We start from the raw sequence: 26,265 nt of genomic DNA on the forward strand, positions 1-26,265 counted from the left end.
TTTGTTTAAAGCGCTGCTAAACGGATTACATCCCCGGAACGAATGCCTTTGTCGGTCTGCTGCAGGTTGCACAGCTCGTTTTTATAATCATGTTCAAAGAACAGCAGCCAGTCGCCGGATGCAGCTTCAGCCAATAAACGTTTCTTCTCATTAAGCGTGTCCAGCGGGCGCATATCGTAGCCCATGATCCAGGGCAAGGGAATATGATGCATGCTGGGCAAAAGGTCCGCCGCATACAATATCGTTTTGTCTTTATAGCGGATCTGCGGCAGCATCATGGCTTCGGTATGTCCCTGCACATAACGGATACGGAAACCAGGCAGCCACTCCTCTCCTTCTCTGGTCTCAACAAACTGTAGCTGTCCACTTTCTTCCAGGGGCAATATATTCTCTTTAAGGAAGGAAGCTTTCTCCCGGTCATTAGGATGAACGGCCCAGTCCCAATGTGCTTTATTGCTCCAGTAGGTAGCATTTCTGAAAGTAGGCACCAGGCGGTCCCCTTCTCTTTTAACGGCGCCGCCCACATGATCGAAATGCAGGTGGGTAAGGAATACATCGGTGATATCGTCCATCGAAAAACCTTTGGCCTGTATCGAACGTTCCAGGGTGTCGTCGCCATGCAGGTAATAATGCCCGAAGAATTTTTCATCCTGCTTGTTGCCAATACCCGTATCTACCAGGATCAGCCGGCCATCGTGTTCCACCAGCAGACAACGCATGGCCCAGGAGCACATATTGCTTTCATCGGCAGGGTTGACCTTATTCCACAAAGACTTGGGCACTACGCCATGCATGGCGCCGCCGTCGAGCTTGAACAGTCCGGTATCGATCGTATACAGTTGCATAAAGATGAGCGTGTTTTGAGAGGTTAAAAGTAGTAAATAGATAAGGGTGCGCCAAGTTTATCATACCTCTTGATAAAAGGCAAGGCGTCCCGAAAACAGGACGCCTTTTGTTAGCCATATAGCGGATCAGTCACTAATCCGGTTTCTTTCCATCAAGGAAAGTGTTGATGGTGCTGATATTCCCTTGCTTACCGTCTTTGTCGGCATTGATGGAATATCCGGACAAAAAGTTATCCGAAGAGTTCACCGTATTGTCGAGGTTGGTCTGGCGACGCATATAAGCCGGCACATTTTCAACCTCGCTGGCGTTTTCAGTACCCTGAACATTGAAGCTCATACGGCGCAGGCGGTCGGCACGCTCTTCCAACGCCTTCTTTTGCTCTTCAAAGCGACGTTGTTCTTCTATCTCATCGGCAGTAAGGTAGCGATCGCCGCGTTTAGCTGCTTCCTGTTGTACGGGCGGCTCTTCGTTCTTAATGATCAACTCTAGTTCCGGCGCCTTATATTCCTGAGGCTTTGGTTCCGGTGCTGCTACTTTGGGCTCTTCCATTTTGGGCAACTCCAGGTTTAACGTAGTCCTGACCTCTGCTACAGGAGCGGGTTCCGGCAGGGGGGCAGGAGCTGGGGCTGGCGCCTGGTAGTAAGCGGTAGGCGCTTCTACCAGTACCGGAGCCATAGGATCGGCTGCAGGCTTGGGCATTTCAGGAGCCTTGGCTTCCACCAGCGCTTCTGCACCGGCCTGGCCCAGCGGCACGATGATCTTTTCCTGTACCGGCTGCTTGCGGTCGAGAATATCGGTATTGATCTCGTGATGATGAAAACCGGTAGCGATAATGGTTACGGCTATATTCTCTTCCAGGTTGGGATCGTGTCCCATACCAAGAATGATGTCGCAGGTATTGCCGGCCTGTTGCTGTACGTAGCCCTGGATGATCTCCAACTCGTCGAGCGTGTGCTCGTGATTGCCTGCTGCAGAGGTAACGTTAAGCAGTATCCACTGAGCGCCTTCAATCTCGCTGTCGTTCAACAGGGGAGAGCTCAACGCTTCTTCTACCGCCTGGCGTGCACGGCCTTCGCCGCTCGCCATAGCGCTGCCGAGAATGGCCACGCCTCCGCTCTTCATTACGGTCTGCACATCGTTGAAGTCAAGGTTTACTTTACCGTCGACAGTGATGAGGTCCGTGATGCATTTCGCTGCGGTAGCCAGCACATTGTCGGCCTTGGAGAATGCCTGTGTAAAGGGCAGGTTGCCGTATTGCTGACGCAGCTTATCGTTGGAAATAATAAGGATAGTATCCACATGCTCCCTCATGGAGGCAATACCGTCCTGGGCCTGCTTAAGCCGCTTGCGGCCTTCGTAGGCAAAGGGCGTGGTTACAATACCAACAGTAAGAATACCCAGCTCCCGGCAAACCTTGGCGATGATGGGTGCACCGCCGGTACCGGTACCGCCGCCCATGCCCGCAGTAATAAAGGCCATGCGCGTGTTTACCTTCAGTATCTTGGATATTTCGTCTACCGACTCTTCTCCCGCCTGTTTACCAATCTCGGGATTGGCGCCGGCGCCGAGTCCTTGTGTCAGGTGTGGTCCCAGCTGTATCTTGTTGGGTACCGGGCTCTGGGCAAGGGCCTGGGAGTCTGTATTGCAGACGATGAAATCCACACCGTCAATGCCTAAATTGTACATGTAGTTTACCGCGTTGCCGCCGCCGCCGCCCACACCGATCACCTTAATGATCGATGATTGATTTTTAGGGATTTCAAAGTGTATCATATGCTACTGTTGTTTTAATGTTGTCGCCATTCCGTACAGAATGTTGATCGATGGGTTAGTAATTAATGGTTTTGCACCGGTCTTTTTTTATGACGCTTTATATTGACGGCCGGAACCTTCTTCTTCCCGGGCCGGAATACGGTTGTTATTCCATCTTCTGATCTTCGGGCTCTTCAAAGAAGCTCATGAAGCCGTTCTTGATCTGGTTGAAGACTTTTTTTATGGTTTCGGAACGCTTATTGTTCCGCTCCTGCTTTTCGAGGCGTTGTTCGGGTGTTTCATAAACAGCTGCTGCAGGCTCTTCCACATGCTTTTCCGCTTTTGGCAGTTCCATCTTGATGAATACGTCCTTTGAAGGTGTTTCCTTCGCAATACCGATCTCTTTATTGCTGCTGTTGAAGTTCAGCTTACCGGTCTCGAAGTCGGAGTATCCCCGCAGGATGAGGCCGATACAGGTCGCGTACATGGGATGATTCAACGCTTCATGATGACCACCGGCCAGGTGTTCGTTGGGCTGCCCTATGCGGGCGCCAAGGCCTGTCTTATATTCTGTCAGCTGGATCAGGTGGTTCAGCTGGCTACCCCCACCGGTAAGGATGATGCCACCGAAGAGGCGCTTATCCAGGTTCACCTGCTTCAGGTGATACATTACATAGTCAAGTATTTCCTCGGTACGGGCCTGGATAATATGGGCCAGATTCCGCACGGAGATCTCTTTGGGCGGTAAGCCCCGCAGACCCGGGATGGTGATGTAAGCATTGGTCTTCGCTTCATCGGCCAGCGCCATGCCAAATTGCACCTTCATGGCTTCTGCCTGCGCCCGCAGCACACCCAGTCCCTGACGGATATCATTCGTAATGTTGGTGCCGGCGTAAGGAATCACCGCAGTATGCTGCAATATGCCATCATAAAACACAGCCATATCGGTAGTACCACCGCCTATATCGACGATAGCCACACCCGCTTCCAGGTCTTCATTGTTCATTACCGCGGCTGCCGAAGCCAGGGGCTGCAATACCAGGTCGTTGGTCTTCAGACCCGATTTATCTACACAGCGCTTGATGTTTCGGATCGCATTGCGATCGCCGGTAACGATATGAAAATTGGCGCCAACCTTGACTCCGCTCATACCAATCGGATCCAGGATATTGGGCGTATTGTCGATCATAAAATCCTGCGGGATGATGTCGATGATCTGGTCGCCAGCAGGGATATAGGTCTTATACTGATCTTTGATCAGCATGTCAATGTCTTCCTTAGTAATCTCTTCGTCGGTCATAGAACGCACCCGGTCACCCCTGGTCTGCAGGCTCTTGATGTGCTGGCCGGCGATACCGACATACACCTCATTGATCTCCAGGTTAGGGTTGGACTGGACACACTTATCTATGGCCTGCTCAATAGAGCGGATACATTGTTCTATATTCAGCACCACCCCATGACTTACGCCGGCAGAATCGGCTTTGCCGAAGCCCAGTATCTCCAGTTTTCCGAATTCATTTTTGCGACCGGCGATCGCTACCACTTTGGTAGTACCTATATCAAGGCCGACGATGATGGGTTGTTCTTTTCTATTCATAACGATTACTTCTAAAAAATTAACGATTACCGGAATGCTTACCTGGGTAAATGTATTTCGGTGTTTGCGTTTGGGGGTTTTTATGATTGTCCTTTGTTTCCTTTTTCTTCTCTTTTGTCCTGGCCGCCGCCTGCAAAGCGGGCTTTGCTTTTGCCTGCTGTATCCGTGTCTGGGCTGCCTTCACGGGCACAGGCTTATGAACCGGCTTAGGCAGCACTACTATTGTTGCTGATGGTTTAGCAGGCTGCACTGTTGGTTTTACCGTGACAGGCTTTGCTGTGGTTACTGCAGGCTTAACAGCTGCAGCCGTCGTTGCAGCAGGCTTAACGTCTGCCGCCGTTGCACCCGGCGCGGTGGCCGGCACGTCCATCGGTATCTGCGCCGTATCGGTAACCCGGGGTGGCACCCAACCCATCGAAGGGCTGGCAACAACCTGGCCTTTGTAACGGGCGTCGAGTATCGTATAGCGGTCCCAGCCTATTTTGTTCGATACATTCTTGTAGAAAGCCAGCAGGTTGCCCAGCTTTTCTTCCAGCCGGGTCGTGTCGCCCAGCAATATACGCTGGTCGCCTATAAGCGGGATCACGACAAAAGTCTGGCCCGGCTGCACTTCTATTTGCGTCACCTGGGCCTGCCAGAAACTGTCCCTGCCGATTACCTCACTCATCCTGGCGATCTTATGTAGCAAGAGCCGGTTGGCGCTGTCCTGCCGCGTTACCGGCACATTGGTAAAAACAGGAGCTGCGTAGGCATAGCCGGCGCTCACGGGCATGGTATGCAATGCGCTGTCCATATAATAGCTGGCCCCGTTCACATCAAAGATGCGGGCAACGGGATCGCGCTGGGTAATATTTACCTGCAGCACCTGCCGGCTATCGACATAGATCTCTGCATTAGCTACCCAGGGATTGGTACGGGCAATCCGTTCCATCTGCTCCAGGTCGAGGTCTGCGATCGAGGTCTGCGCCAGACGGATATTCCTGTTGCTGAGCAACAAGGTTTCAATGTCTTTCCGCTGCAGGAAGCTATATTCTTTATCGTCGTTCAGATGTACTTCGAGTCCATTAATATGCTTGCTGCTTTGCTTACGCGACGCAGCCACCAATGCGACCATAAAAATGGCAACGAGTAGCGCTCCCACCGAGAAGCGGATCACTTTTTTGGTCGATATGTTCCTTTGTTCGCTCATGCTTCGCTATCCTGCGCTTGTTTGATCCGGTCAAGGATCGCCTCCTTTATAGGTATTACCAACTTGTCGATATCACCGGCGCCTGCTGTGATCAGTAGCTCCAGCGGCGCTGTAGCCGCATAGCGTACCAGCCCTTCCTTCGATAACACGGTATGATTGGGATTAGCCATCAAGCCGGCAATCGTATCAATGGTTACACCCGGCATCGACTTTTCCCTGGCCGGGTAAATATCGAGAAGCAACACTTCATCTGCCAGGTCCAGGCTATGGGCAAACCCTTCGGCAAAATCCCGGGTGCGGCTGAAAAGATGCGGCTGAAATGCCACCACACAACGCTTATCAGGGAATAAAGTTTTAGCGCTTTTGATCAATGCCGCCAACTCCTCCGGATGATGCGCATAATCGTCGATATAGGTAACCTGCTCATTTCTCACAATGTATTCAAACCGGCGCCTGACACCTTTAAAGCCGGCTATCGCCTGCCTGATGAGCGCATCGTCGATCTCCAATTGCTTCGCCACCGATATGGCAACCACACAGTTCTCTACATTGTGCATACCACCGATATTCAGCCGTAGCTGCGGCAGGTACCAGCCGGGGCCATGTACATCGAAGTCGTAGCCACCATCGCGTATCTGCACATTACCGGCATAGGCTCCGGCAGCATCGTTCTGAAGGCTGTAGGTATGCTTGTGGGCCGCCTGCAGCTTATCGCCATGCTTTAAACCATGCTTACTCCACAGCGTACCCTCCGGTTTGATGTTCCTGGTATATTGTACAAAGGCATCTTCCAGTGCAGTAATGTCACCATATATATCGAGGTGGTCGGCATCCATGGCCGTCAGCACCGCAATATCCGGCCATAGCTTCAGGAAGCTACGGTCATATTCATCGGCTTCGATCACCGCTACATTCCGCTCATTGCCCCAATAATTGGTATTATAGTTGGTCGCGATCCCACCCAGGAAAGCATTACAGCCGTAGCCCGTTTCTCTCAGCAGGTAAGCAATCATAGTGCTGATAGTGGTTTTACCGTGCGTACCGGCGACGGTAATGGCAAACATGCTTTCGGTAATCCATTGCAATACATCGGACCGCTTGAACACCGGATAGTTATGCTGGCGATACCAGTTCAGCTCTCCGTGATCGGCCGGCACTGCCGGCGTGTACACGACCAGCTCCGCCTTCTGATCAAGCAGGTTGCTATCATCAGCATAATGAATATCCATTCCTTCGGCAGCCAGCCTGAGCGTTAGCTCTGTTTCAGTACGATCGTAGCCGCTTACCCTGGCGCCCCGTTCTTTAAAGAAACGGGCCAGGGCGCTCATACCGATGCCGCCGATACCGATGAAATAGATAGTTTTTATATTTGCGATGTTCATTGTCGTGTTCCTTAATGCTATAATTGGCCGCTGATCCCGATCACTTTTCGCGCAATCCGTTCATCGGCGTCTTTAATACCATGTTTCACAATATTGGCCGCCATAATCTGTTGCATACTCTCATCCTCCAGCAAGGTCTGCAGCTTACGCACCAGTTCTGTCTGGGTTTCGTTATCCTTTACCATCATCGCGGCGTTATGCTCCACCAGGGCCAGGGCATTGCTGGTCTGATGATCTTCGGCAGCGAAAGGATAAGGCACGAAGATCACAGGCTTTCCGGCGATACACAGCTCTGCGCTGGCCAGGGCCCCCGCTCTTGACACCACAATATCTGCTGCTGCATAGGCATATTCCATATTGCGAAGAAATTCCTGCGCGATCATTCTCTTACCCAGGGATTCAGTCACTTTTTTTGCCTGATCGATGAACAGCTTTCCGGTCTGCCAGATAAGCTGTACTTCCCAGCCGGCGATTTCTTGTATATGCTGCGCTATGGCCTGGTTGATGCTCCTCGCGCCGAGGCTGCCTCCTACCACCAGTATTGTCTTCCGTTCCTGGCTGAGCCCGAAAGCAGCCAGGCCTTCCTCCCTGCTGATATTTGACTGCGCTATGCTGGCCCGTACAGGGTTGCCAGTGATCATAATCCTGTCTGCAGGAAAAAACCGCTCCATACCTTCATAGGCTACACATATCGCTTTTGCTTTTTTGCCCAGGATCTTATTACTTTTCCCTGCAAAGGAATTCTGCTCCTGGATCAGAGTTGGAATACCTTTCGCCTGTGCTGCATAGAGCATGGGAAAGCTGGCAAAACCGCCCACACCTACTACGACATCCGGCGCAAAATCGCTGATCACTTTATTGGCCTGCTGCCGGCTTTTCCACAACTTGAAGGGTAGCGCCAGGTTCTTCAGCAGGTTGCTCCGGTTGAAGCCGGCGATATCCAGCCCCACGATCCGGAAACCTTCCTGCGGGATCTTCTCCATTTCCATTTTACCATTCGCTCCCACAAACAGAAGCTCCGTTCCGGGCTGCAGCCTTTGTAACGCATGGCCAATAGCCACCGCCGGGAAAATGTGCCCGCCTGTACCACCGCCTGCTATTACTACTTTCATAAATATTAATTCAAAAGGTAAATTCTAAAGTTTAAAAGGTAGCTATCCATTCAATTGCGCCTGCACTACCATTACATACCTCACCTGTTTTTACTTTTCATTTTTCATTTTTACTTTTTAATTCTTAACGGCTTCACTTCCTTCCATCTCATCGACATAGCGGCTTACACTGAGTATAATCCCTATCGCTATGCTGTTGAACCATATCGACGAACCGCCCATGCTCACCAGTGGCAGGGTTAGTCCCGTTACCGGCACCAGGTGCACATTTACTGCCATATTCATCAGCGCCTGGAATACAAGCGTAAAGCTTAGACCAACTGCCAGGAAAGCACCGAAAGCATAGGGGCAACGCCTGAAAATAAGAATGCTGCGCCATAGGAAAAGCAGGTAAACGCCAATCAATACTGAGGCACCTATAATACCATACTCTTCTATAATGATGGCAAAGATGAAATCGGAATAAGGGTGGGGCAGGAAATCCCTGGCCCAGCTTTTGCCCGGTCCGCGGCCGGTAATACCGCCACTGGCGATCGCGATCTTTGCCTGGGTGATCTGGTAATTGCTATCGCCGTCCTTGTCGTCGGTGCCCTTGCCCATGTAGTTCTCAATACGCTTTTCCCAGGTAGCGCCACGTCCTACACCCAGCGCCTTCGACACCATGAACAGCATAAGCACGCCAACAAGCCCTACCCCAGCCAGCAGCATGATATGTTTGATATCTACCCTGCCGATGAAAAACAAAATACAGCAGGTCAATCCCAGCAGTAAGGCCGTCGACAGGTTGGCCGGCGCTATCAGGCCACAAATGATGAGCACCGGTATCAATACGGGCAAAAATCCCTTTTTAAAATCCTTGATCACTTTCTGCTTGACGCTGAGCTGCCGGGCCAGGAACATGAAGATAGCCAGGCGGGCCAGGTCGGAGGTTTGGAAAGTAAGGTTGATCAAGGGTAAGCGTATCCAGCGCGAGCCTTCGTTCAGCTTGGTTCCGAAGAACAGCGTATAGATCAGCAGCGGAATACAGATCAGGAACAGCATCACCGAGAAGCGCGCAAACTTAGTGTAGTTGATCCGGTGCACCACGAAGATGATGCCCAGGCCGGCTACAAGCACGCCCAGCTGCTTTACCATGTAAAAGCCCGAGCTCTTATCCATGCGCCAGGCCAGCGAACCCGTGGCGGAATATACGGCAAGCAGGCTCAGCAACGATAGTACCAATACTACCGACCAGATAACCTTATCTCCCTTTATTCTTTGCAGTACCTGCTGCATGGTTTGGATATTAGATGTTAGATATTAGACCTTAGATACTAGATATTAGGCCTTAGATATTAGATATTAGATATTAGATTCCGGAAGGATTTACAATTCTCTTACGGCCTGCTTGAATTGCGTTCCCCTGTCTTCATAGTTTTTAAAGAGGTCGAAGCTGGCGCAGCCCGGCGACAGCAACACAACATCACCTTTCTCGGCCAGCGCATAAGCCGCTTTTACTGCATCGACGGCGCTTCCCGTATCAACAATATTCTTGATCACATGCTCAAACGCCTTGTGTATGGGTGCATTGTCTACGCCCATGCAAACAATCGCCCTCACCTTTTCCTGTACCAGGTCCATGATCTCATTGTAGTCATTACCCTTGTCTTGTCCACCCAGGATCAGCACCACCGGCTGCTTCATGCTTTCCAATGCAAACCATACTGAGTTGAGATTAGTCCCTTTGCTATCGTTAATAAAGTCTACGCCCCTTATCGTCGCTACGAATTCAAGCCTGTGCTCCAATCCTTCAAAAGTGGAGAAGCTTTCCCTGATCTTTTCCTTCCGGATGCCTGAAGCCATGGCTGAAATTCCAGCTGCCATTGAATTATATTGGTTGTGCCGGCCTTTCAAGGCCAGGTCGTGTATAGATAAATTCGTATCGTCACCCCGATACCTCAGGTGCATTTCTTCATCTTTCATAAAAGCTCCGTCGTCCTGGGTCAGATTGTGTTCGCTCATCGTTATAGGTATAATTTTCGGTTTAAATATATGTTGTGTCAAATAGGCCCCGATCGCGGGATCATCCACATTGACGACCAGCAGGTCTTCTGCTGTCTGGTTCCTGGCTATTCTGAATTTCGAGTTGACATATCGTTCAAATTGGTACTCATAACGATCCAGGTGGTCGGGCGTAATGTTCAGCAGTACACCTATCTCCGGCCTGAAGGTCTGGATATCGTCCAGCTGGAAGCTGCTGATCTCCATTACATACCATGCCGTTGGCTTTTGGGCGACCTGCTTTGCAAAGCTGATCCCGATATTGCCCACCATGGATACATCCAGGCCCGCACTCTTCAGCAGGTAATACAACAGGCTCGTCGTGGTGCTTTTCCCGTTACTTCCCGTAATCGCAATGATCTTTCCTTCTCCTTTGTACCAGTAGCCAAACTCTATCTCAGAAATGATCTCCTTGCCTGCCGTCCTCAATGCTTTGATCAAAGGTGCTTTTTCGGGGATACCGGGACTCTTGATAATAAGATCGGCCGCCATGATCCGCTCTGTATCGTGCCCGCCTTCTTCAAAAGCAATGTCTTCGGCCTCCAGCTCTTTCCGGTATTGCTCCTTTATCTTCCCGTTATCCGATACAAACACCGGGAGCCCTTGTTGCTTTGCCAGTATAGCCGCACCATTCCCGCTTTCCCCTGCACCCAGCACTACAATACTGTTATATGTCCGCTGCATGTTCTTCTTTTATTGAATTTTCAAAGACACGACGCTCACTACCACCAATATGATCCCTATGATCCAGAAACGGGTAACGATCTTACTTTCATGATAGCCCAGCTTCTGGTAGTGGTGATGCAATGGCGACATTTTGAAAACGCGGCGGCCCTCGCCGTACTTCTTCTTGGTATACTTAAAATAGCTCACCTGTATCATTACCGAGAGGTTCTCCACGATGAAGACGCCGCAAATGATGGGCACCAGCAACTCCTTACGCACAATGATCGCCAGCGAAGCAATAATGCCACCGAGCGCCAGACTCCCGGTATCGCCCATAAATACCTGCGCCGGGTAAGAATTGTACCATAGGAACCCGATACAAGCTCCAACGAAAGCACCGACGAAAATCGACAGTTCGCCCAGGTTGGGAATATGCATTATATTGAGATAGCCGGCAAACACATAGTTGCCCGATACGTAAGCAAACACACCGAAAGCGAGGCCGGCAATGGCCGAGGTCCCGGTGGCCAGCCCATCGATGCCATCCGTAATATTGGCCCCATTGGATATCCCGGTAATGATCAGGATCACAAACAGGATATAGATCGTAGGCGTGAGCCAACCTACGGCCCCCTGGCCGAAAATAGAGGCTATCTTGGCATAACTCAGCTCATGGTTCTTGGAAAAAGGCACTGTGGTCACTGCTGCCTGCACCTGCACATAGGTGTGCAGATTGCCCTGCTCATCCATGCGTGTGTATGGCTCGCCGGCCAATGTCTCTGCACTATTGTTCAGTATGGGCTGCCCGCTACGGATCTCCCGCGTGGTTACTACATGCTGGTTGTAATACATAGTAAAGCCTATGATGATCCCGAGGCCCACCTGACCCAGTATCTTAAAACGGCCTGCCAGACCTTCCTTATTTTTCCTGAACACTTTGATATAGTCGTCAAGGAAACCTATAAGGCCCAGCCATACCGTTGAGAGCACCATCATGAGAATGTACACGTTCCCGATACGGGCAAACAAAAGTGTCGGCAGCAGGATACCGGCTATAATGATGAGTCCGCCCATAGTAGGTGTACCCCGCTTGCTTTCTTCGCCCTGCAGGCCAAGATCGCGGATGGTCTCTCCTATCTGCTTGCGTTGCAGGAAGCGTATCAGCCGCTTACCGAATATGAGTGTGATCACCAGCGACAACACCACAGCCATACCTGCACGAAAGGTGATGTATTGAAATAATCCGGCTCCGGATAGTCCAAACTCATCTCTTAAGTATTTGAATAAATAGTACAGCATGTAACCTTGTGTTTATAAAAAATGCTTTTGTCTTATTTTTCGAGCAGGATAAACATTTCCTGCAGCACTTCCTTATCGTCGAAATGGTGGCGTACACCCTTTATTTCCTGGTACGTTTCGTGCCCTTTCCCCGCTACCAGGATCACATCCTCTTCATGCGCCAGGGAACAGGCTGTTTTAATGGCTTCCCGGCGATCGCTGATCCGCAGGGTTTTTTTCTTCTGGGCATAACTAAGCCCGCTTTCCATATCGTTCAGTATCGCTTCCGGATCCTCACTCCTGGGATTGTCGGAGGTCAGGATCACCTTATCGCTATGCTCACAGGCTACTTCGGCCATTACCGGACGCTTGGTCTTATCCCGGTCACCACCACAGCCCACCACAGTGATCAGCTGGCGTTGACCACCAAACTGCCTGATCGTTGCCAGCACATTCAGCAGTGCGTCGGGCGTATGGGCGTAGTCGATAATACCCAGCAGCCGTTCATTAACCGACCGGTAGGTATCGAATCGCCCCGGAGCGCCTTTCATATCGCTTAGCAGCGCCAGCACTTCCATCTTATCGGCGCCCATAAGCTCCGCAGCGCCATATACTGCCAGCAGGTTATAGGCATTGAACAGCCCGCTCATACGGAAGTGCACATCGGTTTTATTGATGGTCATCTGCAAGCCGTCCAGATCGTTCTCCAGCACTTTGCCTTTAAAGTCGGCCGGTACCCGCAATGAATAAGTCTTTCGTTCCGCTTTGGTATTCTGCAGCATTACCATACCCCGTTTGTCGTCGGCATTGGTAAGGGCAAAAGCATGTTTGTCCAGTCCGTCAAAGAACAGCTTTTTCACACGGATGTATTCGTCGAAGGTTGCATGGTAATCCAGGTGATCGTGCGTAATGTTGGTAAAGATGCCGCCATCGAACCGGATACCAGCGATGCGATGCTGGTGTATGGCGTGCGAGCTCACTTCCATGAACACATGGCTGCAACCCGTATCGGCCATCTGCCGGAACAGGCCCTGCAGGCTTACCGGGTCGGGCGTGGTATGTGTGGCCGGTACTACCTTTCCACCAATATGATTTTCCACGGTCGAGATCAGTCCACAGGTATAGCCCAATGCAGTGTACAACTTGTAGAGCAAGGTAGCCACGGTTGTTTTCCCATTGGTACCGGTGACGCCTATTACGGTCATACCGGCCGAAGGCACGTCGTAAAAGGCTGCCGCCACCAGGCCTACCACCGCTGCCGTATGCGTTACCTGCACATAAGTTACCGCAGGCGACAGTGTTGCCGGCAGCACTTCACATATGATAGCTATGGCACCTGCTGCTATCACCTGATCGATATATTGATGCCCGTCGGTAAGGGTTCCCTTTTGTGCAAAGAACAGGGTGCCTTCGCCTGCTTTGCGGGAATCCAGCGTAAGGGATTGCACCTGTACATCGCTGTTACCGGCGACCTGCAGCACTTTTATTCCCTCCACTATTTCCTTAAGGCTTTTCATCTGTATTGATTTAGCTCAATTATCCCAATTGTATATGTATCTTTTGTCCTTTCACGATACGGTTTCCGGCTGGAACCGATTGTGATACTACCTTACCATTGCCGCTGATGCTTACCTGGAGCCCCGAGTTTTCGAGCAGGAACAAGGCATCACGCAATCCCATACCATTCACATCGGGTACTATATCTTTTACGACCGCTGTTTTGTGCAGCGTATACCTGCCACTGGAATCGGCCTGCAGGTTAACGATACCATTCCATCCGGCTGCAGCAGGAGCGGTAAATCCCAATGCCGCCATCGCCTCATTCAAGTGACCGCCTGTGCTTTTTTTCGCTACCAGCGGCCTTTGCTTTACCAGCGAATCGGCTTGCGCCTTCCAGCCTCCGATATGGCTGGCATATAGCTTATCAGCAATGGTCTTGAACACCGGTGCGCCCACCACAGCGCCATAGTACGCACCATGCGGTGTTGAGCGAACCACGACGGTTATCGTATACTGAGGGTTCTCATAGGGAAAATAGCCTACAAAGGAACCCTGACGCACACCGTCTGCATAGGAAATACCTTTATCGGCCACCTGCGCTGTACCGGTCTTACCGGCTGCCGTATAATAAGGCGATTTAATACCCTTGGCCGTTCCTTCTTCTACTACAGCCCGCATGGCTTGCTGCATCTGCCTTACGGTCGTGGGCTTGCCAATGCTGGGCACCAGCACCGTGGGTTGAAACTCCTGTACCGGCAATCCATACTCCTGTATCGCGCTTACCAGGTAGGGCTTCATCATTTTACCATTATTGGCCACAGCATTGTACACCATACAAGTATGCAGCGGTGTGATCAGGCTTTCGTAACCATAGCCGATCCAGGGCAGGGACGTCACTTTGTTCCAGCTCTGGCTCTTTGTGGTTTTGATCGTAGGCCCCCGTTCTCCCGCAAGGTCAATACCGGTTCGCTTATTCAGCTGCAGGTATTGCAGATGCCTGATGTATTTCATCGGGTCGTTGTGATAATATTGGTTGACCAGCTTGGCAAAGGCCACATTCGAAGAAAGGGCAAATGCTTTTTTGATGCTGATCACGCCTAATCCGTGGTGGTCGTCGACTACCCGCTGGTTGCCAAACACAGCCACACCACCCTGTGCGTTCACATTATCGTTGATGGTTACATATCCGTCTTCCAGCAAAGAATAAAGGGACATCAGCTTAAAGGTTGATCCCGGTTCCGTGGGAATCATGGCATAGTTGAAATCTTCCCAATAGCTGCCATCGGACTGTCTGCCCAGGTTGGCCAGAGCCCTTATCTTTCCCGTCTTTACCTCCATCACGATAGCCGTACCATATTGGCAATTGTTCTTTGTAAGCACATCCAGCAGGGCATGCTCGGCTGCGTCCTGTATATTGATGTCGATGGTTGTGACAATATCACGGCCATTGACCGGGTCTACCTCCGAGCCCTCGATCGGCATCCAGGTACCACCGGTTACTTTACGAATGATACGCGTGCCTTCTTTGCCACAGAGTATCGAATCGTATTTCATTTCCAGCCCGATATTGTCGGCATTTTCACGCCACAGACCTATTGTACGATAAGCCAGCATACCGTAAGGGTTTACCCGCCGGGAACGCGGCTCAGCAATAAAGCCGCCTTTATTCTTGCCTTTACTGAATAAAGGAAAATTCCGAGCAGCCTGGTACTGGTAGTACTGTGCATTCTTCTTCATGAGCCAGTACCGCTCCTGGTTCTGGAAAGCGCCTTTGAGCTGTCGCTTGTAATCCTCTGCCGGAGCCTCGCCAAATAGCTTTGCCATGCATTGCGACAAGGTATCCAGGTAATACTTAAAAGTATCTTTATTGATGGCCTTAAAATCGACACGCAGATCAAACTGTGGTATCGTGGAAGAAAGCAACGTGCCATCCTCGCTATAGATATTGCCCCGTTCCGGATAGAGTGTTTCTTTCTTGGTATGGGCCTTCTCGGCCTGCGCACGCAGTGTTTTCCCCTCGCTTACCTGGATCATGAGCGCCTTGACGATAATAGCCGCCGCCAGCAGCACGATCCCCGTAAAGGAAAGGTACACCCTGAATCGTATGTCGCGTTTTACATCCATCTGATCGTTCTAAACCGTTGCCTAATCTTCTTTTTCTGTTGTTGCCGGTACTTTTACTCTGATCTCGAAGGCCGGCTTGTCGAGCGGCTTCAATCCTATAGCGGCTGCCTTGGGTATCAATTGCGTCTCGGAGGTTTGGTACATCAACCGCGACTGGATATCCATATAGCGCCAGCGCAATTCTTTCAGCTCTTTACTCTTGCTATTAATGTTACGCGTCAGCGAGATCGCTCTGTTATTATTGGTAATATACAGGATACACAACAAGGTCAGGAACATGAGGTAGGGCATATTGCGCACAATTCCCTGGTAAGAAATGCGCTCCACTATATCCTTCCAACTGCTCCAGCGGCCCGGTTGCGACGGCCTGGGGGTAGCTTGCGGCGCCGGATCGGGCGCCACTGCCACAGGTGCTTCTTCCTGTACCGCTACGACCTCGGCTTCCGATTCGGCAATGCTATTGAGTCTGTTGCTGCTCACCTTATGATGACATTTCTTGTATATGATAAACTTGTCCCGTCCCGGCCTTATACTCTTTCTGCAATTCTCAGCCTGGCACTGCGTGACCGGTTGTTGGCTTTCAATTCCTCCTCCGACGGCGATACATCCTTCAATACTTTAAACGGGCGCTCGGTCCGGCTTCGGCCAAAAGGATCTGTATCCGCTTCAGGTTCCAGCGTTCCCTGCTTCATGAACTGCTTCACCATCCGGTCTTCCAGCGAATGGAAGGTGATCACCGCCAGCCGTCCTCCTGGTTTCAGGCATCTTGGGGTCTGCTCCAGGAAGTTCTGCAATACACCCAGCTCATCATTCACTTCTATGCGCAGCGCCTGGAACACCTGTGCCAGGTAGCGATTGGGATTTCCCTTGATACAACCGGCGATCATATCTTTAAAGCCGTCGATCGTATGCACCGCCATTTTCTTACGACCCTCCACTATCGTTTTCGCCAGGGTACGGGCATTGCGGACTTCGCCGTATTGCTCCAGGATCTTGTGCAGCTTTGCTTCGGGATAATCCCTTATGAGATCTGCCGCAGTAAAATCGCTGCGCTCATCCATCCGCATATCCAGCGGCGCATCGAAGCGGATAGAAAAACCACGCTCAGCCGTATCAAACTGAAAAGAGCTTACACCCAGGTCCACCAGTATACCGTCTACTTCAGGCGCCCCATGCAATTGCAGGAAACGGCGCAGGTAACGGAAATTCTCTTTTACCAGCAATATCCTTCCGTCATCGGGCAGGTTCTGCCAGGCATCCTTGTCGTGGTCAAAAACGATCAGCCTTCCCTTGGGGCCCAACCGGCTCAGTATTTCCCGGCTGTGGCCACCGCCACCGAAAGTGCCATCAACATAAATACCCGCCTCTTGTATGTTCAGGGCATCGACCGCTTCACGAAGCAATACGGAAGTATGATAATGCAATGGCTCTGTCATGATTCGGCTTGTCGGCTAAAGAAAAGACCTGGCTGGTTGTCTGCTATGGGTATACTACTGGAAGGGATCCATAAAACTGTTACCGAATACACTGTTGGCCAGCTCCGTGAGGTTGGCGCTTTGTTGCCTGATGTGCTCGTAATAGGTATCTTTATCCCAAATTTCCACTTTGTTGTCTACTGCCAGAAATACCAGGTCCTTTTTGAGGCCCGCAAATTCCTGTAAGGGTTTGGGGATCAGCAAACGACCTGCTGCATCCAGCTCTACCCGGTTGGCGCCGCCCAGCAATACCCTTTTGAGTGTGCTGGCCTGGCTGTTGAATTCATTAAGCTTTCCCAGCTTCGCGGCAAATTGCTCCCAGCTTTTTTCGGGATATAGTGTAACGATATTGTTCAAACCCCTGCTGATAATGAAGCAGGTATCTTCCCCCTCCGGCAATTGCTTGCGGAAGCCGGAAGGCACCAGAACGCGTCCTTTGGCGTCCATCGATACTTCATATTCTCCTAAAAGGCTTGTCATTACAGGCTTTGATGCTATTCAAACACAAAATAACACAATTTCCCACAATTTACCACTTGTATTTATTGGGATTTTTTTCCACATATTAAAAAGGCCGAAAGGCAAGCCTGCATTATCTTTGCATTAATTGCTGCGCATTTTGGCTAAATAACTGTGGATAAACAGATTCACAATGTGCAAAACCCCAGTTTGATTGTGATTTACGACTTGAAATCAGTCAGCAATAGCGAAAATTTTGTGCATTATTTCTCAACTCAAGGATCATTATGGCACCAGCAGATATACAAAACAGGGAAGATATCGAGCTTCTGGTCAATGAATTCTACACCAAAGTGCGCGAAGATGCGCTGATTGGCCCCTTGTTCCAGGCTACTATCGCCTCCAAATGGCCGGAGCACTTATCAAAAATGTATGCTTTCTGGGAAACCGTATTGCTTGATCGCCATACTTACTCAGGTGCACCATTCATGCCGCATGCGCGGTTACCGCTGGAACCAGAGCATTTTGAGCGTTGGCTGCAATTGTTTGACCGTACACTGGATACGCATTTTGCAGGGCCTGTGGCCGATGATGCCAGGGCGCGGGCATCCAAAATGGCTGTTATGTTCCAAGCCAAACTCGAATACCTGAAGGAACATGGCTCATTCAAACCGCTTTTCTAATGAAGAACAATTTCGCCGGGAAAAAGAAATCAGTAGTTGCGCTTCGTTCAGCTAATCATAATTTGTTAATAAACAATTAATTATTAGGTGATTTATGATGTATAAATTGCCTTGTTATTAAGTAGAAAAGTGTTTTTTTCGAATTAATTAAAAAATAAAAGTTTATATTTAACTTTTTCTTTTACTTTGTGCCCATAATATATCATTTGGTCACATGAAACATCTTTTCTCCCGCTCTTTCTTATTACTGATCGTATTGACTGCTACTGCTTTTTCCCAGGCAGCGGCGCAATGGTTTGGACTTCCCGGCGTACTGCAACGTTACGAGATCGGCTATAGCTATTCTGTCGCTACAGCTACATACAAGCGAACCGAGGTAGCCAACAACGGCCTGGACACCTCATTTTCCCAAAATGTCACTTCCAAGAATGGCTTCGGCGGCATGATAGGAACTGCCGTTCCCCTGAAGCGCCTCAGCGATCGTTGCATGCTGGCGCTGGGCATCGGCTACACTTACAACATGTACACATGGGATTACAATACACCTTCGTTCAGCGGCGTTATTACAGACGATAATGGCAATGTAGTCTACGATTTCAGGAACAGCATTTATTTTTCAGGCGTATCGATGCAGATGGGACTACCACTGAGCGCCGACTTCAAGTTTGGCAACGACGCCTTTCTTAATAAAAACGTGCGCTGGGGTGCCACCATGGGCATTGGTGTGATGCCAAGCGCCGCCATGACGGCCGATTTCGACAATGCCGGCTTCGGTTTCGGGGCCGCCCCTTTTGCGAAAGCAGAACTAAGCTTTTTTGCAGGCATTTGCTTCAAGCTCCGCGCCCAGTATGCTTACGGCTATATACCCTTTTACGATGGCAAAAATAACCTGGTCGGCAACTGGAGCGGCTACAACGTCAAAAGCAGCCTGATCGGCAAGCAGCAGATAACCTTTTCCCTTATCCTGATGCCCTTCTCCTGGGCCTGGAACGAGCGGGGCTGGTGGAACTCCTATTAATCCGGGCAATCCCTACTCCCGGCAAAAGGCCATAAATTTGATCGCTACGGATTAAATTTATGGCCTTTTGCTGATACAATACCCTTTAACCCTATGAAGAAATTCCTGATCAAAACAGCAAAGAGATTGGGCTACCTGCTGGGCAGCATCCTGCTTTTGCTGCTGCTCTATGCCGGCGGCGCCTGGCTTTGCTCCCGGATACCGGTAAATGCCGATGCCCGTACACAAGGCCCCGATGATATCTCCATCTATATACGCACCAATGGCGTCCATACCGATATGGTAACGCCGGTATGCAATGAGATCATGGATTGGCGACCGATAGCACGTTTTCAGGATACCGAATCAAAAGATACAACCTTCAGATATGCCTCCTTTGGCTGGGGTGATAAAGGTTTCTACCTGCAGACGCCGCAATGGTCTGATCTTAAATTCAGCGTTGCCTTCAAAGCGGCGTTCCACCTTAGCTCATCGGCCATGCATGTCACTTTCTATCACCAAATGCCAACCAACGACCGATGCCGGGAGATCCGCATCAGTAAGGCCGAATATGGGAAGCTCGTGCAATACATCAGAGAAAGCTTTCGCTACGACAGCCTCAACCGTACCATCAATATTGTTACCCACAACGACGGTTACGGATCGGATGATGCCTTCTATGAGGCGACAGGCGCTTATGACCTGTTCCACACCTGCAATACCTGGGCCAACAATGCGCTTAAGGCTTGTGATCAAAGGGCCTGCCTGTGGACACCACTGGACAAAGGCATATTTTACCAATACCGGTGATTTTCCCGTAGAGACGTTGCATGCAACGTCTCTACGGGCATGCAACATCTCTACAGGCATACAACGTCTCTACAAAAAATCAGGAATAATAAGGAGCAATCATCCAATAGACCACCACACCGGTCACGGCAATATAAAACCATAAAGGCCAGGTATAGCGGGCCAGCTTTTTATGGCGGCCATATTCACCGGTAAGCGCGCGGTATGCTGTAAACAAGATGAAAGGAAGAATAACAGCCGCCAGGATAATATGGGTAATGAGGATGAAATAGTACAGATAGCGGATACCGCCTACTGCAGCTTTCTCGGCCTCCGTCAATATGTTATCGTGATTGATATCTCCGAATTTGCTGTCGCCGGCAAACAGGTGATGCCCGATATAAAACACCAGGAACAGCACCGACAACACAATGGCCACCATCATGATATTCTTGTGCAGGACATATTGCTTTTGCCTGACGGCCAGCAGGCCTGCGACCAGCAGGATGGCCACGGCCGAATTGATAATGGAATTGATAAGGGCAAAAATATGGACATTAAAGCCAAAGGGAAACGGGGGCGGCGGAATGCGGCTGAGGGAAGCCACTATTACAAAGATCACGAGTGAGACGATCGCTATGATCCAATTGGCTCTTTTGTCGTTCTTCTTTAATACAGGATTGGGTATCATTGACATTGATTGATTCGTTCTAAATCCGGATAGATGATCAGCGACCGTGCTTTCTTTTTTCTACATTCAGGATATAAATATCGTCGGCGATCTTCTTGGTCTGGGTTTTGTCGAGACCATCAAAATAGCCCCGTATATTCCTCGCCGTATCGATCAGGATCATCTTTTGCGAGTGTACAAAATCGCCGGGTACATCTGCATTTTCAAGCAGCAGTCCAAGCTCATTTTTAGCATAATTAAAAATGCTGTCTTTGTTCCCGGTGAGGAACCACCAACGGTCATGGTCGGCCTCATAGCGATTGGCATATTCCCGCAACGCGGGTACTGAATCCCGTTCCGGATCGACCGATATCGAAATAAACTGCACCAGCTCGGGGTTCTTTTTGATATAGGCCTTCTGAAGCTCCTTCATGTTGGCGCTCAGCCGGGGACATACCGAGGGACAGGTAGTAAAGATAAAGTCGATCACCAGCACCTTTCCCTTCAGATCCTTGTTCAGACTTACTTTCTGTCCCAGCTGGTTGGTAAGTGTAAGGTCCCTGACCTGGTGGAAAAAAGTATCCCGTACTACCTTGCCCTTCTCCATCCGGCTCACAATACGCTCGGGCCGGTAATAGGCCGGGATATTAAGCCTGCCGCTGGGTGTCACAAAAAAAAACAATAGCGGCACAGCAGCCGCTATTGTTATTCCTATAAGATACTTGATTATTTTATTAAGACGCATGTTACTGTTTCTTAAGCTCGGCTACAGATGATCAAATACAAACGGCTAGCCTGCGGTTACTACCATTTTTTCACCTGCTCGGTCCGGGTATGCGCTTGAGTATTGTTCATGCGCAGCCAGAAGTCGCCATCGGCCAGAAAGGCGATGATGAACCATATGAACAGGGAAAGTGGAATAATGATGGCCATAACAAAGTTCTTCTTCTCGTCGCCCAGGTGCATAAACACCCTTACGATCAATGCGGCTTTTACAACGGTAAGCAGCAGGAAGTAGAACGCGAGAAATACTTTGTTGAATGCGCCAGAATGATGTGCCCACAGACCGACCGCAACTTCCGCAATGGTAATGGCTGTAAGGATAAGGGTAATTTTCCAGATACGCTTTACCTGGCCTTTGCTTTCTGAAGAATTGATATCATGATGGTGACTCATTACGCCGGAGTACAGCTTGGACTGATCGCCTTCGTAAAGTTCCTGAACGTTGTCGCTATGATGATGTGCAGACATGTTATAAATGCTTTTAAAGAATATTGAAGATAAAGATACCAGCTGACGGTTGCGGCTAGAGCAGGTAGAAGCAGGTAAATACAAATACCCATACCAGATCTACAAAGTGCCAGTAGAGGCCTACCTTTTCGATCATCTCATAATGACCGCGGCGTTCGTAAGTACCGTTAACCGTGTTTACCAGGATCATTACATTCAGCAGCACACCGGAAAGTACGTGCATACCATGGAAACCGGTAATGGTAAAGAAGAAGTTGAAGAAGCTCGTGGTCGCATTGACGCCATCCTGGATGGACATACCGGCATATACGAGCGGGTTGTAAAAATGCTCCAGGCTTTCCTTAGGCGTAGTAGCCGGATCGACAAAGCTGCCCCACCAGGCGCCTTCGCTGTGCAGATGCACCCACTCCCAGCACTGGCAGCTGAGGAACGCAATACCACCGATAATGGTGAACAGCAGCCATTTGATCACCGACTTCTTGTCTTTATAGTGACCGGCGTGTACGGCCAGCACCATCGTTACCGAACTCAGGATCAGGATAAAGGTCATCAAGCTCACAAACATCAAGGGGAGGTTCTTATCGCCGAAGCCGGGAAAGGCCCTGAATACATGATTGGAATCGGGCCACACATTGCTGAAGAAACGCTTGGTACCATAGCTGATCAGCAGGGCACCGAAGGTAAGCGCATCGGACAGAAGGAAGAACCACATCATGATTTTACCATAGCTCAGGTTAAAAGGGGAATGGCCGCCATCCCACTTTTTGATCTCCGCTGTAGTTGTAGTCGCTTGTGTCATAAAACGGTAAAAATTTTTTTAATAGCTCAAAAGACGCTGCAAGTTAGTGTATGTTGTTTATTATTAAAAGCAACGGCGGCATATTTTTTCAAAACAGCTATGAGCCTGCCTTGTGGCCGCCGGGACAAAAAGGGTTAACGGTTCATAATAAAAAAGATGAACAGGTAAATCCAAAGCAGGTCTACGAAATGCCAGTAGGTGCTCGCGATCTCGAGGCCTGTGCTGCTGTAGGTTTTCACCTTGCGGCTATAGGTACGGAGCCAGAGGATCAGGAGCGTTGCCACGCCGCCAAGGATGTGCAGTGCATGCACCAGCACGATCACGATCAGGTATTGAAAGGAAACATTATTGTTCCATTTCATCTGGAGATACAGGTCCTTAAATCCAAAATATTGCAATACGGTAAAAGCGATGCCCAGCAGGAAAGTAAGTGTTACCATGCTGCGGTGCAGGGGCATACGGCGCTGCTTAAAGCTGCGCAGGGCCAGGTGCAGCGTAAGGCTGCTGATGAGGATCACTGCCGTGGAAATATAGAATTCAACCGGCAGGCGGAAGGTTTCCCAATTGCCCTGGGAGCGACGCACGATATAGCCGCTGGTAAGGCCGCCAAACATCATGATGATGCTGCCGATAGCGATCCACATGGCAAACTTCTTCGGGTGTATCTTTCTTCTTTGGGTGCTTTTTTCAACCGTCATCATACGCAAATGTAATCTTGAACCCTTCCCGCCTACAGCTTATCAATAAGCAAGGCCAGCAATACGGTAGGTAAATAAATAAAGGACGCGTACATGAGCCGCTTGGCCGAAGCACGATCGTTCCGGAGATAAAAAACAAAGGAGGCAAGGCAATAAAGCAAGCCGCAGGCAATCGATACCCACATACCCACACTGCCGCTAAGTCCCAGCTGATGCGGCAGCATTACCAGGGGGATAAGTGTGAGGCTGTAAAAAATGCATTGCAGACCTGTAAAGGAGGTCTTTCCCTCGCGTGAAGGCAGCATACGGATACCGGCCTTCAGGTAATCTTCGTACCCCACCCAGGCAATGGCCCAGAAATGGGGGAACTGCCAGAAGAACTGTATAAGGAAAAGTGACCAGCCACCCAGGCCGAAGGAGCCCGTGGCTGCCACCCATCCGATAAGCGGCGGCAGCGCACCGGGTATGGCGCCCACAAAAGTGGCAATGGGATGGATCTTCTTCATCGGCGTATAGGCAAAGCCGTATAACAACAGGGAAAGCAGACTAAGCAGGGCCGATGCCAGGTTGAAGTAATAAGCCAGCAGGCCTACACCGGCTGCGGCAGAGAGTATACAAAGTATCCAGGCCTCCGTAGTACCCATGCGCTCATCGGGCAATGGGCGCAGCATGGTACGTTTCATCAGCCGGTCGCTGTAACGCTCCAGTATCTGGTTGATAATATTGGCGCCATTCGTGACCAGCATACCACCTAGAAACAAGAGCAGCACATTTTTCCAAACCAAGGCTACTCCGGGTACCATAAGATAGCCGACTACGCTGGAGAATACGACCATAAAGCTCAGGTTGGGTTTCATCAACTGGGCATAATCGCGCAATTTGGCGACCGCAATGGAGTACTCTTTCACTTTTAAAGGCTCTTCCCGAAGCATGAAAACGAATTAAGAATATGGATGTGGAAAGATGAATCGGAGGGCAAAGGTAAAAGTTTTACCGTTTTTTTACAGAAGATTTTTAAAAGACCACTGTTCCAGCCTTGTTTGCGCGCGTTCCGGCTTGGTTGTGCTATCAACATTCTGTTGCCGCGACAGGCTTCAAGCGGGCGATAAGTAGCCTGCAGTGCCTGTTTGGGAGGTATAAGACAACCTTGATGACGCGATCAACCTTAAGCCGCTCAAAAAAACCAGGAAAGAAATGTAGGCGTCCGGAAGTAACTGTACCGGGGTTGAAGAAAATAGCCCCGCAGCATATGGGTCGAAGGACTTATATAAAAAGGCGGGAGAATCATCTCCCGCCCGATTGCAGTTTAGGCTTAGTTCCGCTATGGCCAACGTTCATTATAACACCTACACCGCAAAACTTTCTCCGCATGCGCACGTACGGCTGGCATTTGGATTGATAAAATGAAAGCCTTTTCCATTTAGGCCGGCTGTGAATTCTAACGTAGTATCACAAAGATACAAAAAACTTTTGATATCCGTGACCAATTTTATCCCTTTATCTTCAAACACCTGGTCACCTTTCTGGGGCTCGTTGTCAAAATCCAGCTTGTAGGAAAGACCGGAACAACCGCCACCTACCACACTGATACGCAGGAAGTAATCCGCTCCAAGATGCTCTTCATCGTGTATCTGCAACACACGTTCCTTCGCTTTATCAGTAATGTATATCATAAAAATACAATTTATTCCAATGCTTTTTTTCTTTTATAGCAGCGGCCTAAACGATTCCGTTCAGGGCAAAGTTAAATTTTATTTAAAAAATCAGCAAACAAATACCTAAACCATTTGCGCGCTCCTTACGGTTTCCCCGATAAGGCCGATCGCATGTTCTATTTCGGCTTCTGTCGTAAACCGCCCAAGGCTAAGCCGTATAGAGCCCTTGATGCGCCCGTCGCCCAAGGCCATAGCCGCCAACACGTGCGATGGCTCTTTGCTGGCCGATGTGCAGGCCGAACCTACCGAAAAAGCGATCTGGCTATTGAGCGCCGCGATCAGCCGTTCGGCTTTCACATGCGCAAACGACAAATTAGTCACATGTGCCATACGCTGCTCTTTATTGCCATTCACTACCGTTCCCTCCAACCCAAGCAAAGATCGTTCCAAATGATCTCTCATACGGCGCAGGCGTTCCTGCTCCCCCGTCATATTGTCCATCGCCAGTACGGCTGCCTTACCCAGGCCCACGATACCCGGCACATTCAGCGTACCGCTGCGAAATCCGCGTTCGTGACCGCCGCCGTCTATTTGAGCCATTAGCCGGACCCTGGGATCGCGCCGCCTGATATACAAGGCGCCCACACCTTTGGGACCATAAAACTTATGTGCGCTCAACGCCAGGATATCCACCTGGTCGTGGTGCACGTCCATCGGCAGCTTACCTGCAGCCTGGGTCGCATCGGTAAAAAAAAGCACACCGTGCTCCCTGGCCAGCCGGCCTATTGCCGCTATCGGTTGTATTACGCCGGTTTCGTTATTGGCATACATCACAGCGATCAGTATCGTATCCGGTCTGATAGCTGTTACCAGCTGATCCAGATCAATGAGGCCGTCTTCATTCACTTCCAGCCGGGTGATCTCAGCACCTTTCCGCTCCAACTGCCTGCAGGTATCCAGCACAGCTTTATGCTCCGTTGCTACAGTTATAATATGCTTGCCTTTAGCAGCGTACATTTCATAAACGCCCTTCAAAGCCAGGTTGCAACCTTCGGTAGCACCCGACGTAAAAACGATCTCCTGTGGCTCCGCCTTCAGCAATACAGCCAGTTGCTTTCTAGCCTGCTCCACGCCTTCATCGGCAATCCAGCCATAAGGATGCGTTTTACTGGCGGCGTTGCCAAACTTTACGCTGAAGTAAGGCAGCATGGCTTCTACTACCGCAGGATCGCATGGCGTTGTCGCATTGTAGTCAAGATAGATCATGTTATAATTCCGCTGCGCCAAAGATCATTCAAAA

Annotated in this window: 25 protein-coding genes; 3 read left to right on the forward strand and 22 right to left on the reverse strand. The window is 50.1% G+C overall.

Translation table 11 applies throughout. The features are described 5' to 3' along the window. Positions 1 to 5: 5 nt before the first annotated feature. The 14 genes from DZK30_RS07160 to mraZ all read right to left on the reverse strand — a co-directional run bounded on the left by DZK30_RS07160 (position 6) and on the right by mraZ (position 17,444). Entirely contained in the window at positions 6 to 845 is an 840-nt protein-coding gene (locus DZK30_RS07160; RefSeq protein WP_118973450.1) for an MBL fold metallo-hydrolase, read from the reverse strand. 133 nt (positions 846 to 978) lie between these two features. Next, entirely contained in the window at positions 979 to 2,619 is a 1,641-nt protein-coding gene (gene ftsZ / locus DZK30_RS07165; protein ID WP_118973451.1) for a cell division protein FtsZ, read from the reverse strand. 145 nt (positions 2,620 to 2,764) lie between these two features. Beyond that, on the reverse strand, positions 2,765 to 4,198 hold the full coding sequence (gene ftsA / locus DZK30_RS07170) for a cell division protein FtsA (protein WP_118973452.1): 1,434 nt from the start codon (positions 4,196 to 4,198) through the stop codon (positions 2,765 to 2,767). Positions 4,199 to 4,217: 19 nt separating this feature from the next. Beyond that, a complete protein-coding gene (locus DZK30_RS07175; protein ID WP_118973453.1) occupies positions 4,218 to 5,387 on the reverse strand; it encodes a hypothetical protein in 1,170 nt (389 codons plus the stop codon). After that, complete coding sequence (murC, locus tag DZK30_RS07180) at positions 5,384 to 6,769, reverse strand: UDP-N-acetylmuramate--L-alanine ligase (RefSeq protein ID WP_118973454.1); 1,386 nt, start codon at positions 6,767 to 6,769, stop codon at positions 5,384 to 5,386. The genes DZK30_RS07175 and murC overlap by 4 nt, the downstream gene beginning before the upstream one ends. A gap of 17 nt (positions 6,770 to 6,786) precedes the next feature. Next, positions 6,787 to 7,881: an undecaprenyldiphospho-muramoylpentapeptide beta-N-acetylglucosaminyltransferase gene (murG, locus tag DZK30_RS07185; protein ID WP_240432880.1), complete on the reverse strand. Its 1,095-nt coding sequence runs from the start codon at positions 7,879 to 7,881 to the stop codon at positions 6,787 to 6,789. A 117-nt stretch (positions 7,882 to 7,998) separates the two neighbouring features. After that, a complete protein-coding gene (locus DZK30_RS07190; protein WP_118973456.1) occupies positions 7,999 to 9,156 on the reverse strand; it encodes an FtsW/RodA/SpoVE family cell cycle protein in 1,158 nt (385 codons plus the stop codon). Positions 9,157 to 9,246: 90 nt separating this feature from the next. Further along, positions 9,247 to 10,605 (reverse strand): UDP-N-acetylmuramoyl-L-alanine--D-glutamate ligase, encoded by a 1,359-nt coding sequence (murD, locus tag DZK30_RS07195; protein WP_118973457.1) that lies wholly within the window; start codon positions 10,603 to 10,605, stop codon positions 9,247 to 9,249. A 9-nt stretch (positions 10,606 to 10,614) separates the two neighbouring features. After that, complete coding sequence (gene mraY, locus DZK30_RS07200) at positions 10,615 to 11,886, reverse strand: phospho-N-acetylmuramoyl-pentapeptide-transferase (protein WP_118973458.1); 1,272 nt, start codon at positions 11,884 to 11,886, stop codon at positions 10,615 to 10,617. A gap of 32 nt (positions 11,887 to 11,918) precedes the next feature. Further along, entirely contained in the window at positions 11,919 to 13,382 is a 1,464-nt protein-coding gene (locus DZK30_RS07205) for a UDP-N-acetylmuramoyl-L-alanyl-D-glutamate--2,6-diaminopimelate ligase (RefSeq protein ID WP_118973459.1), read from the reverse strand. 19 nt (positions 13,383 to 13,401) lie between these two features. Then, a complete protein-coding gene (locus tag DZK30_RS07210; RefSeq protein ID WP_118973460.1) occupies positions 13,402 to 15,489 on the reverse strand; it encodes a penicillin-binding protein in 2,088 nt (695 codons plus the stop codon). A 21-nt stretch (positions 15,490 to 15,510) separates the two neighbouring features. After that, the gene (locus DZK30_RS07215) at positions 15,511 to 15,969 is read right to left on the reverse strand and encodes an FtsL-like putative cell division protein (protein WP_118973461.1); all 459 of its coding nucleotides are present in this window, start codon (positions 15,967 to 15,969) and stop codon (positions 15,511 to 15,513) included. A gap of 47 nt (positions 15,970 to 16,016) precedes the next feature. Next, a complete protein-coding gene (rsmH, locus tag DZK30_RS07220; protein WP_118973462.1) occupies positions 16,017 to 16,925 on the reverse strand; it encodes a 16S rRNA (cytosine(1402)-N(4))-methyltransferase RsmH in 909 nt (302 codons plus the stop codon). Between the two features lie 54 nt (positions 16,926 to 16,979). Then, positions 16,980 to 17,444, reverse strand: coding sequence for a division/cell wall cluster transcriptional repressor MraZ (gene mraZ, locus DZK30_RS07225; RefSeq protein WP_118973463.1), 465 nt, complete (start codon positions 17,442 to 17,444; stop codon positions 16,980 to 16,982). A 266-nt stretch (positions 17,445 to 17,710) separates the two neighbouring features. On the opposite strand from mraZ, the gene DZK30_RS07230 reads away from it, so the two are divergent. The 3 genes from DZK30_RS07230 (at position 17,711) to DZK30_RS07240 (ending at position 19,913) form a co-directional block, all read left to right on the forward strand. After that, on the forward strand, positions 17,711 to 18,106 hold the full coding sequence (locus DZK30_RS07230) for a group III truncated hemoglobin (RefSeq protein WP_118973464.1): 396 nt from the start codon (positions 17,711 to 17,713) through the stop codon (positions 18,104 to 18,106). A gap of 214 nt (positions 18,107 to 18,320) precedes the next feature. Further along, on the forward strand, positions 18,321 to 19,124 hold the full coding sequence (locus DZK30_RS07235) for a hypothetical protein (RefSeq protein ID WP_118973465.1): 804 nt from the start codon (positions 18,321 to 18,323) through the stop codon (positions 19,122 to 19,124). 93 nt (positions 19,125 to 19,217) lie between these two features. Further along, positions 19,218 to 19,913 (forward strand): TIGR02117 family protein, encoded by a 696-nt coding sequence (locus DZK30_RS07240; RefSeq protein WP_118973466.1) that lies wholly within the window; start codon positions 19,218 to 19,220, stop codon positions 19,911 to 19,913. Between the two features lie 79 nt (positions 19,914 to 19,992). On the opposite strand, the gene DZK30_RS07245 is transcribed toward DZK30_RS07240, so the two are convergent. The 8 genes from DZK30_RS07245 to DZK30_RS07280 all read right to left on the reverse strand — a co-directional run bounded on the left by DZK30_RS07245 (position 19,993) and on the right by DZK30_RS07280 (position 26,231). Beyond that, on the reverse strand, positions 19,993 to 20,583 hold the full coding sequence (locus tag DZK30_RS07245) for a DUF420 domain-containing protein (protein WP_118973467.1): 591 nt from the start codon (positions 20,581 to 20,583) through the stop codon (positions 19,993 to 19,995). 37 nt (positions 20,584 to 20,620) lie between these two features. Then, positions 20,621 to 21,307 (reverse strand): SCO family protein, encoded by a 687-nt coding sequence (locus DZK30_RS07250; RefSeq protein WP_118973468.1) that lies wholly within the window; start codon positions 21,305 to 21,307, stop codon positions 20,621 to 20,623. A gap of 59 nt (positions 21,308 to 21,366) precedes the next feature. Then, positions 21,367 to 21,813, reverse strand: coding sequence for a cytochrome C oxidase subunit IV family protein (locus DZK30_RS07255; RefSeq protein ID WP_162902922.1), 447 nt, complete (start codon positions 21,811 to 21,813; stop codon positions 21,367 to 21,369). A 55-nt stretch (positions 21,814 to 21,868) separates the two neighbouring features. Next, positions 21,869 to 22,612: a cytochrome c oxidase subunit 3 gene (locus DZK30_RS07260; protein ID WP_118973470.1), complete on the reverse strand. Its 744-nt coding sequence runs from the start codon at positions 22,610 to 22,612 to the stop codon at positions 21,869 to 21,871. A gap of 134 nt (positions 22,613 to 22,746) precedes the next feature. Beyond that, a complete protein-coding gene (locus DZK30_RS07265) occupies positions 22,747 to 23,313 on the reverse strand; it encodes a cytochrome c oxidase subunit 3 (RefSeq protein ID WP_118973471.1) in 567 nt (188 codons plus the stop codon). A gap of 29 nt (positions 23,314 to 23,342) precedes the next feature. Beyond that, positions 23,343 to 24,242: a heme o synthase gene (gene cyoE / locus DZK30_RS07270; RefSeq protein ID WP_118973472.1), complete on the reverse strand. Its 900-nt coding sequence runs from the start codon at positions 24,240 to 24,242 to the stop codon at positions 23,343 to 23,345. Positions 24,243 to 24,656: 414 nt separating this feature from the next. Further along, positions 24,657 to 24,983 carry a HesB/IscA family protein gene (locus tag DZK30_RS07275; RefSeq protein WP_118973473.1) on the reverse strand — a complete coding sequence of 109 codons (327 nt, stop codon included), beginning with the start codon at positions 24,981 to 24,983 and terminating at the stop codon, positions 24,657 to 24,659. A 105-nt stretch (positions 24,984 to 25,088) separates the two neighbouring features. Continuing rightward, positions 25,089 to 26,231 carry a cysteine desulfurase family protein gene (locus DZK30_RS07280; protein WP_118973474.1) on the reverse strand — a complete coding sequence of 381 codons (1,143 nt, stop codon included), beginning with the start codon at positions 26,229 to 26,231 and terminating at the stop codon, positions 25,089 to 25,091. Positions 26,232 to 26,265 lie beyond the last annotated feature (34 nt).

It is taken from the genome of Taibaiella koreensis, from assembly GCF_003545715.1.
Taxonomy (GTDB): Bacteria; Bacteroidota; Bacteroidia; order Chitinophagales; family Chitinophagaceae; genus Taibaiella; species Taibaiella koreensis.

Bases quoted from the DNA above. Each gene is read 5' to 3' on its own strand.
- DZK30_RS07235 (WP_118973465.1), top strand. From the start codon at position 18,321: ATGAAACATCTTTTCTCCCGCTCTTTCTTATTACTGATCGTATTGACT.
- ftsA (WP_118973452.1), bottom strand. From the start codon at position 4,198: ATGAATAGAAAAGAACAACCCATCATCGTCGGCCTTGATATAGGTACT.
- mraY (WP_118973458.1), bottom strand. From the start codon at position 11,886: ATGCTGTACTATTTATTCAAATACTTAAGAGATGAGTTTGGACTATCC.
- cyoE (WP_118973472.1), bottom strand. From the start codon at position 24,242: ATGCTTCGGGAAGAGCCTTTAAAAGTGAAAGAGTACTCCATTGCGGTC.
- DZK30_RS07210 (WP_118973460.1), bottom strand. From the start codon at position 15,489: ATGGATGTAAAACGCGACATACGATTCAGGGTGTACCTTTCCTTTACG.
- DZK30_RS07275 (WP_118973473.1), bottom strand. From the start codon at position 24,983: ATGATATACATTACTGATAAAGCGAAGGAACGTGTGTTGCAGATACAC.
- ftsZ (WP_118973451.1), bottom strand. From the start codon at position 2,619: ATGATACACTTTGAAATCCCTAAAAATCAATCATCGATCATTAAGGTG.
- DZK30_RS07205 (WP_118973459.1), bottom strand. From the start codon at position 13,382: ATGAAAAGCCTTAAGGAAATAGTGGAGGGAATAAAAGTGCTGCAGGTC.
- murG (WP_240432880.1), bottom strand. From the start codon at position 7,881: ATGAAAGTAGTAATAGCAGGCGGTGGTACAGGCGGGCACATTTTCCCG.
- DZK30_RS07230 (WP_118973464.1), top strand. From the start codon at position 17,711: ATGGCACCAGCAGATATACAAAACAGGGAAGATATCGAGCTTCTGGTC.
- mraZ (WP_118973463.1), bottom strand. From the start codon at position 17,444: ATGACAAGCCTTTTAGGAGAATATGAAGTATCGATGGACGCCAAAGGA.
- murC (WP_118973454.1), bottom strand. From the start codon at position 6,769: ATGAACATCGCAAATATAAAAACTATCTATTTCATCGGTATCGGCGGC.
- DZK30_RS07255 (WP_162902922.1), bottom strand. From the start codon at position 21,813: ATGTCTGCACATCATCATAGCGACAACGTTCAGGAACTTTACGAAGGC.
- DZK30_RS07240 (WP_118973466.1), top strand. From the start codon at position 19,218: ATGAAGAAATTCCTGATCAAAACAGCAAAGAGATTGGGCTACCTGCTG.
- DZK30_RS07250 (WP_118973468.1), bottom strand. From the start codon at position 21,307: ATGCGTCTTAATAAAATAATCAAGTATCTTATAGGAATAACAATAGCG.
- DZK30_RS07260 (WP_118973470.1), bottom strand. From the start codon at position 22,612: ATGACACAAGCGACTACAACTACAGCGGAGATCAAAAAGTGGGATGGC.
- DZK30_RS07265 (WP_118973471.1), bottom strand. From the start codon at position 23,313: ATGATGACGGTTGAAAAAAGCACCCAAAGAAGAAAGATACACCCGAAG.
- rsmH (WP_118973462.1), bottom strand. From the start codon at position 16,925: ATGACAGAGCCATTGCATTATCATACTTCCGTATTGCTTCGTGAAGCG.
- DZK30_RS07280 (WP_118973474.1), bottom strand. From the start codon at position 26,231: ATGATCTATCTTGACTACAATGCGACAACGCCATGCGATCCTGCGGTA.
- DZK30_RS07160 (WP_118973450.1), bottom strand. From the start codon at position 845: ATGCAACTGTATACGATCGATACCGGACTGTTCAAGCTCGACGGCGGC.
- murD (WP_118973457.1), bottom strand. From the start codon at position 10,605: ATGCAGCGGACATATAACAGTATTGTAGTGCTGGGTGCAGGGGAAAGC.
- DZK30_RS07245 (WP_118973467.1), bottom strand. From the start codon at position 20,583: ATGATACCCAATCCTGTATTAAAGAAGAACGACAAAAGAGCCAATTGG.
- DZK30_RS07190 (WP_118973456.1), bottom strand. From the start codon at position 9,156: ATGCAGCAGGTACTGCAAAGAATAAAGGGAGATAAGGTTATCTGGTCG.
- DZK30_RS07175 (WP_118973453.1), bottom strand. From the start codon at position 5,387: ATGAGCGAACAAAGGAACATATCGACCAAAAAAGTGATCCGCTTCTCG.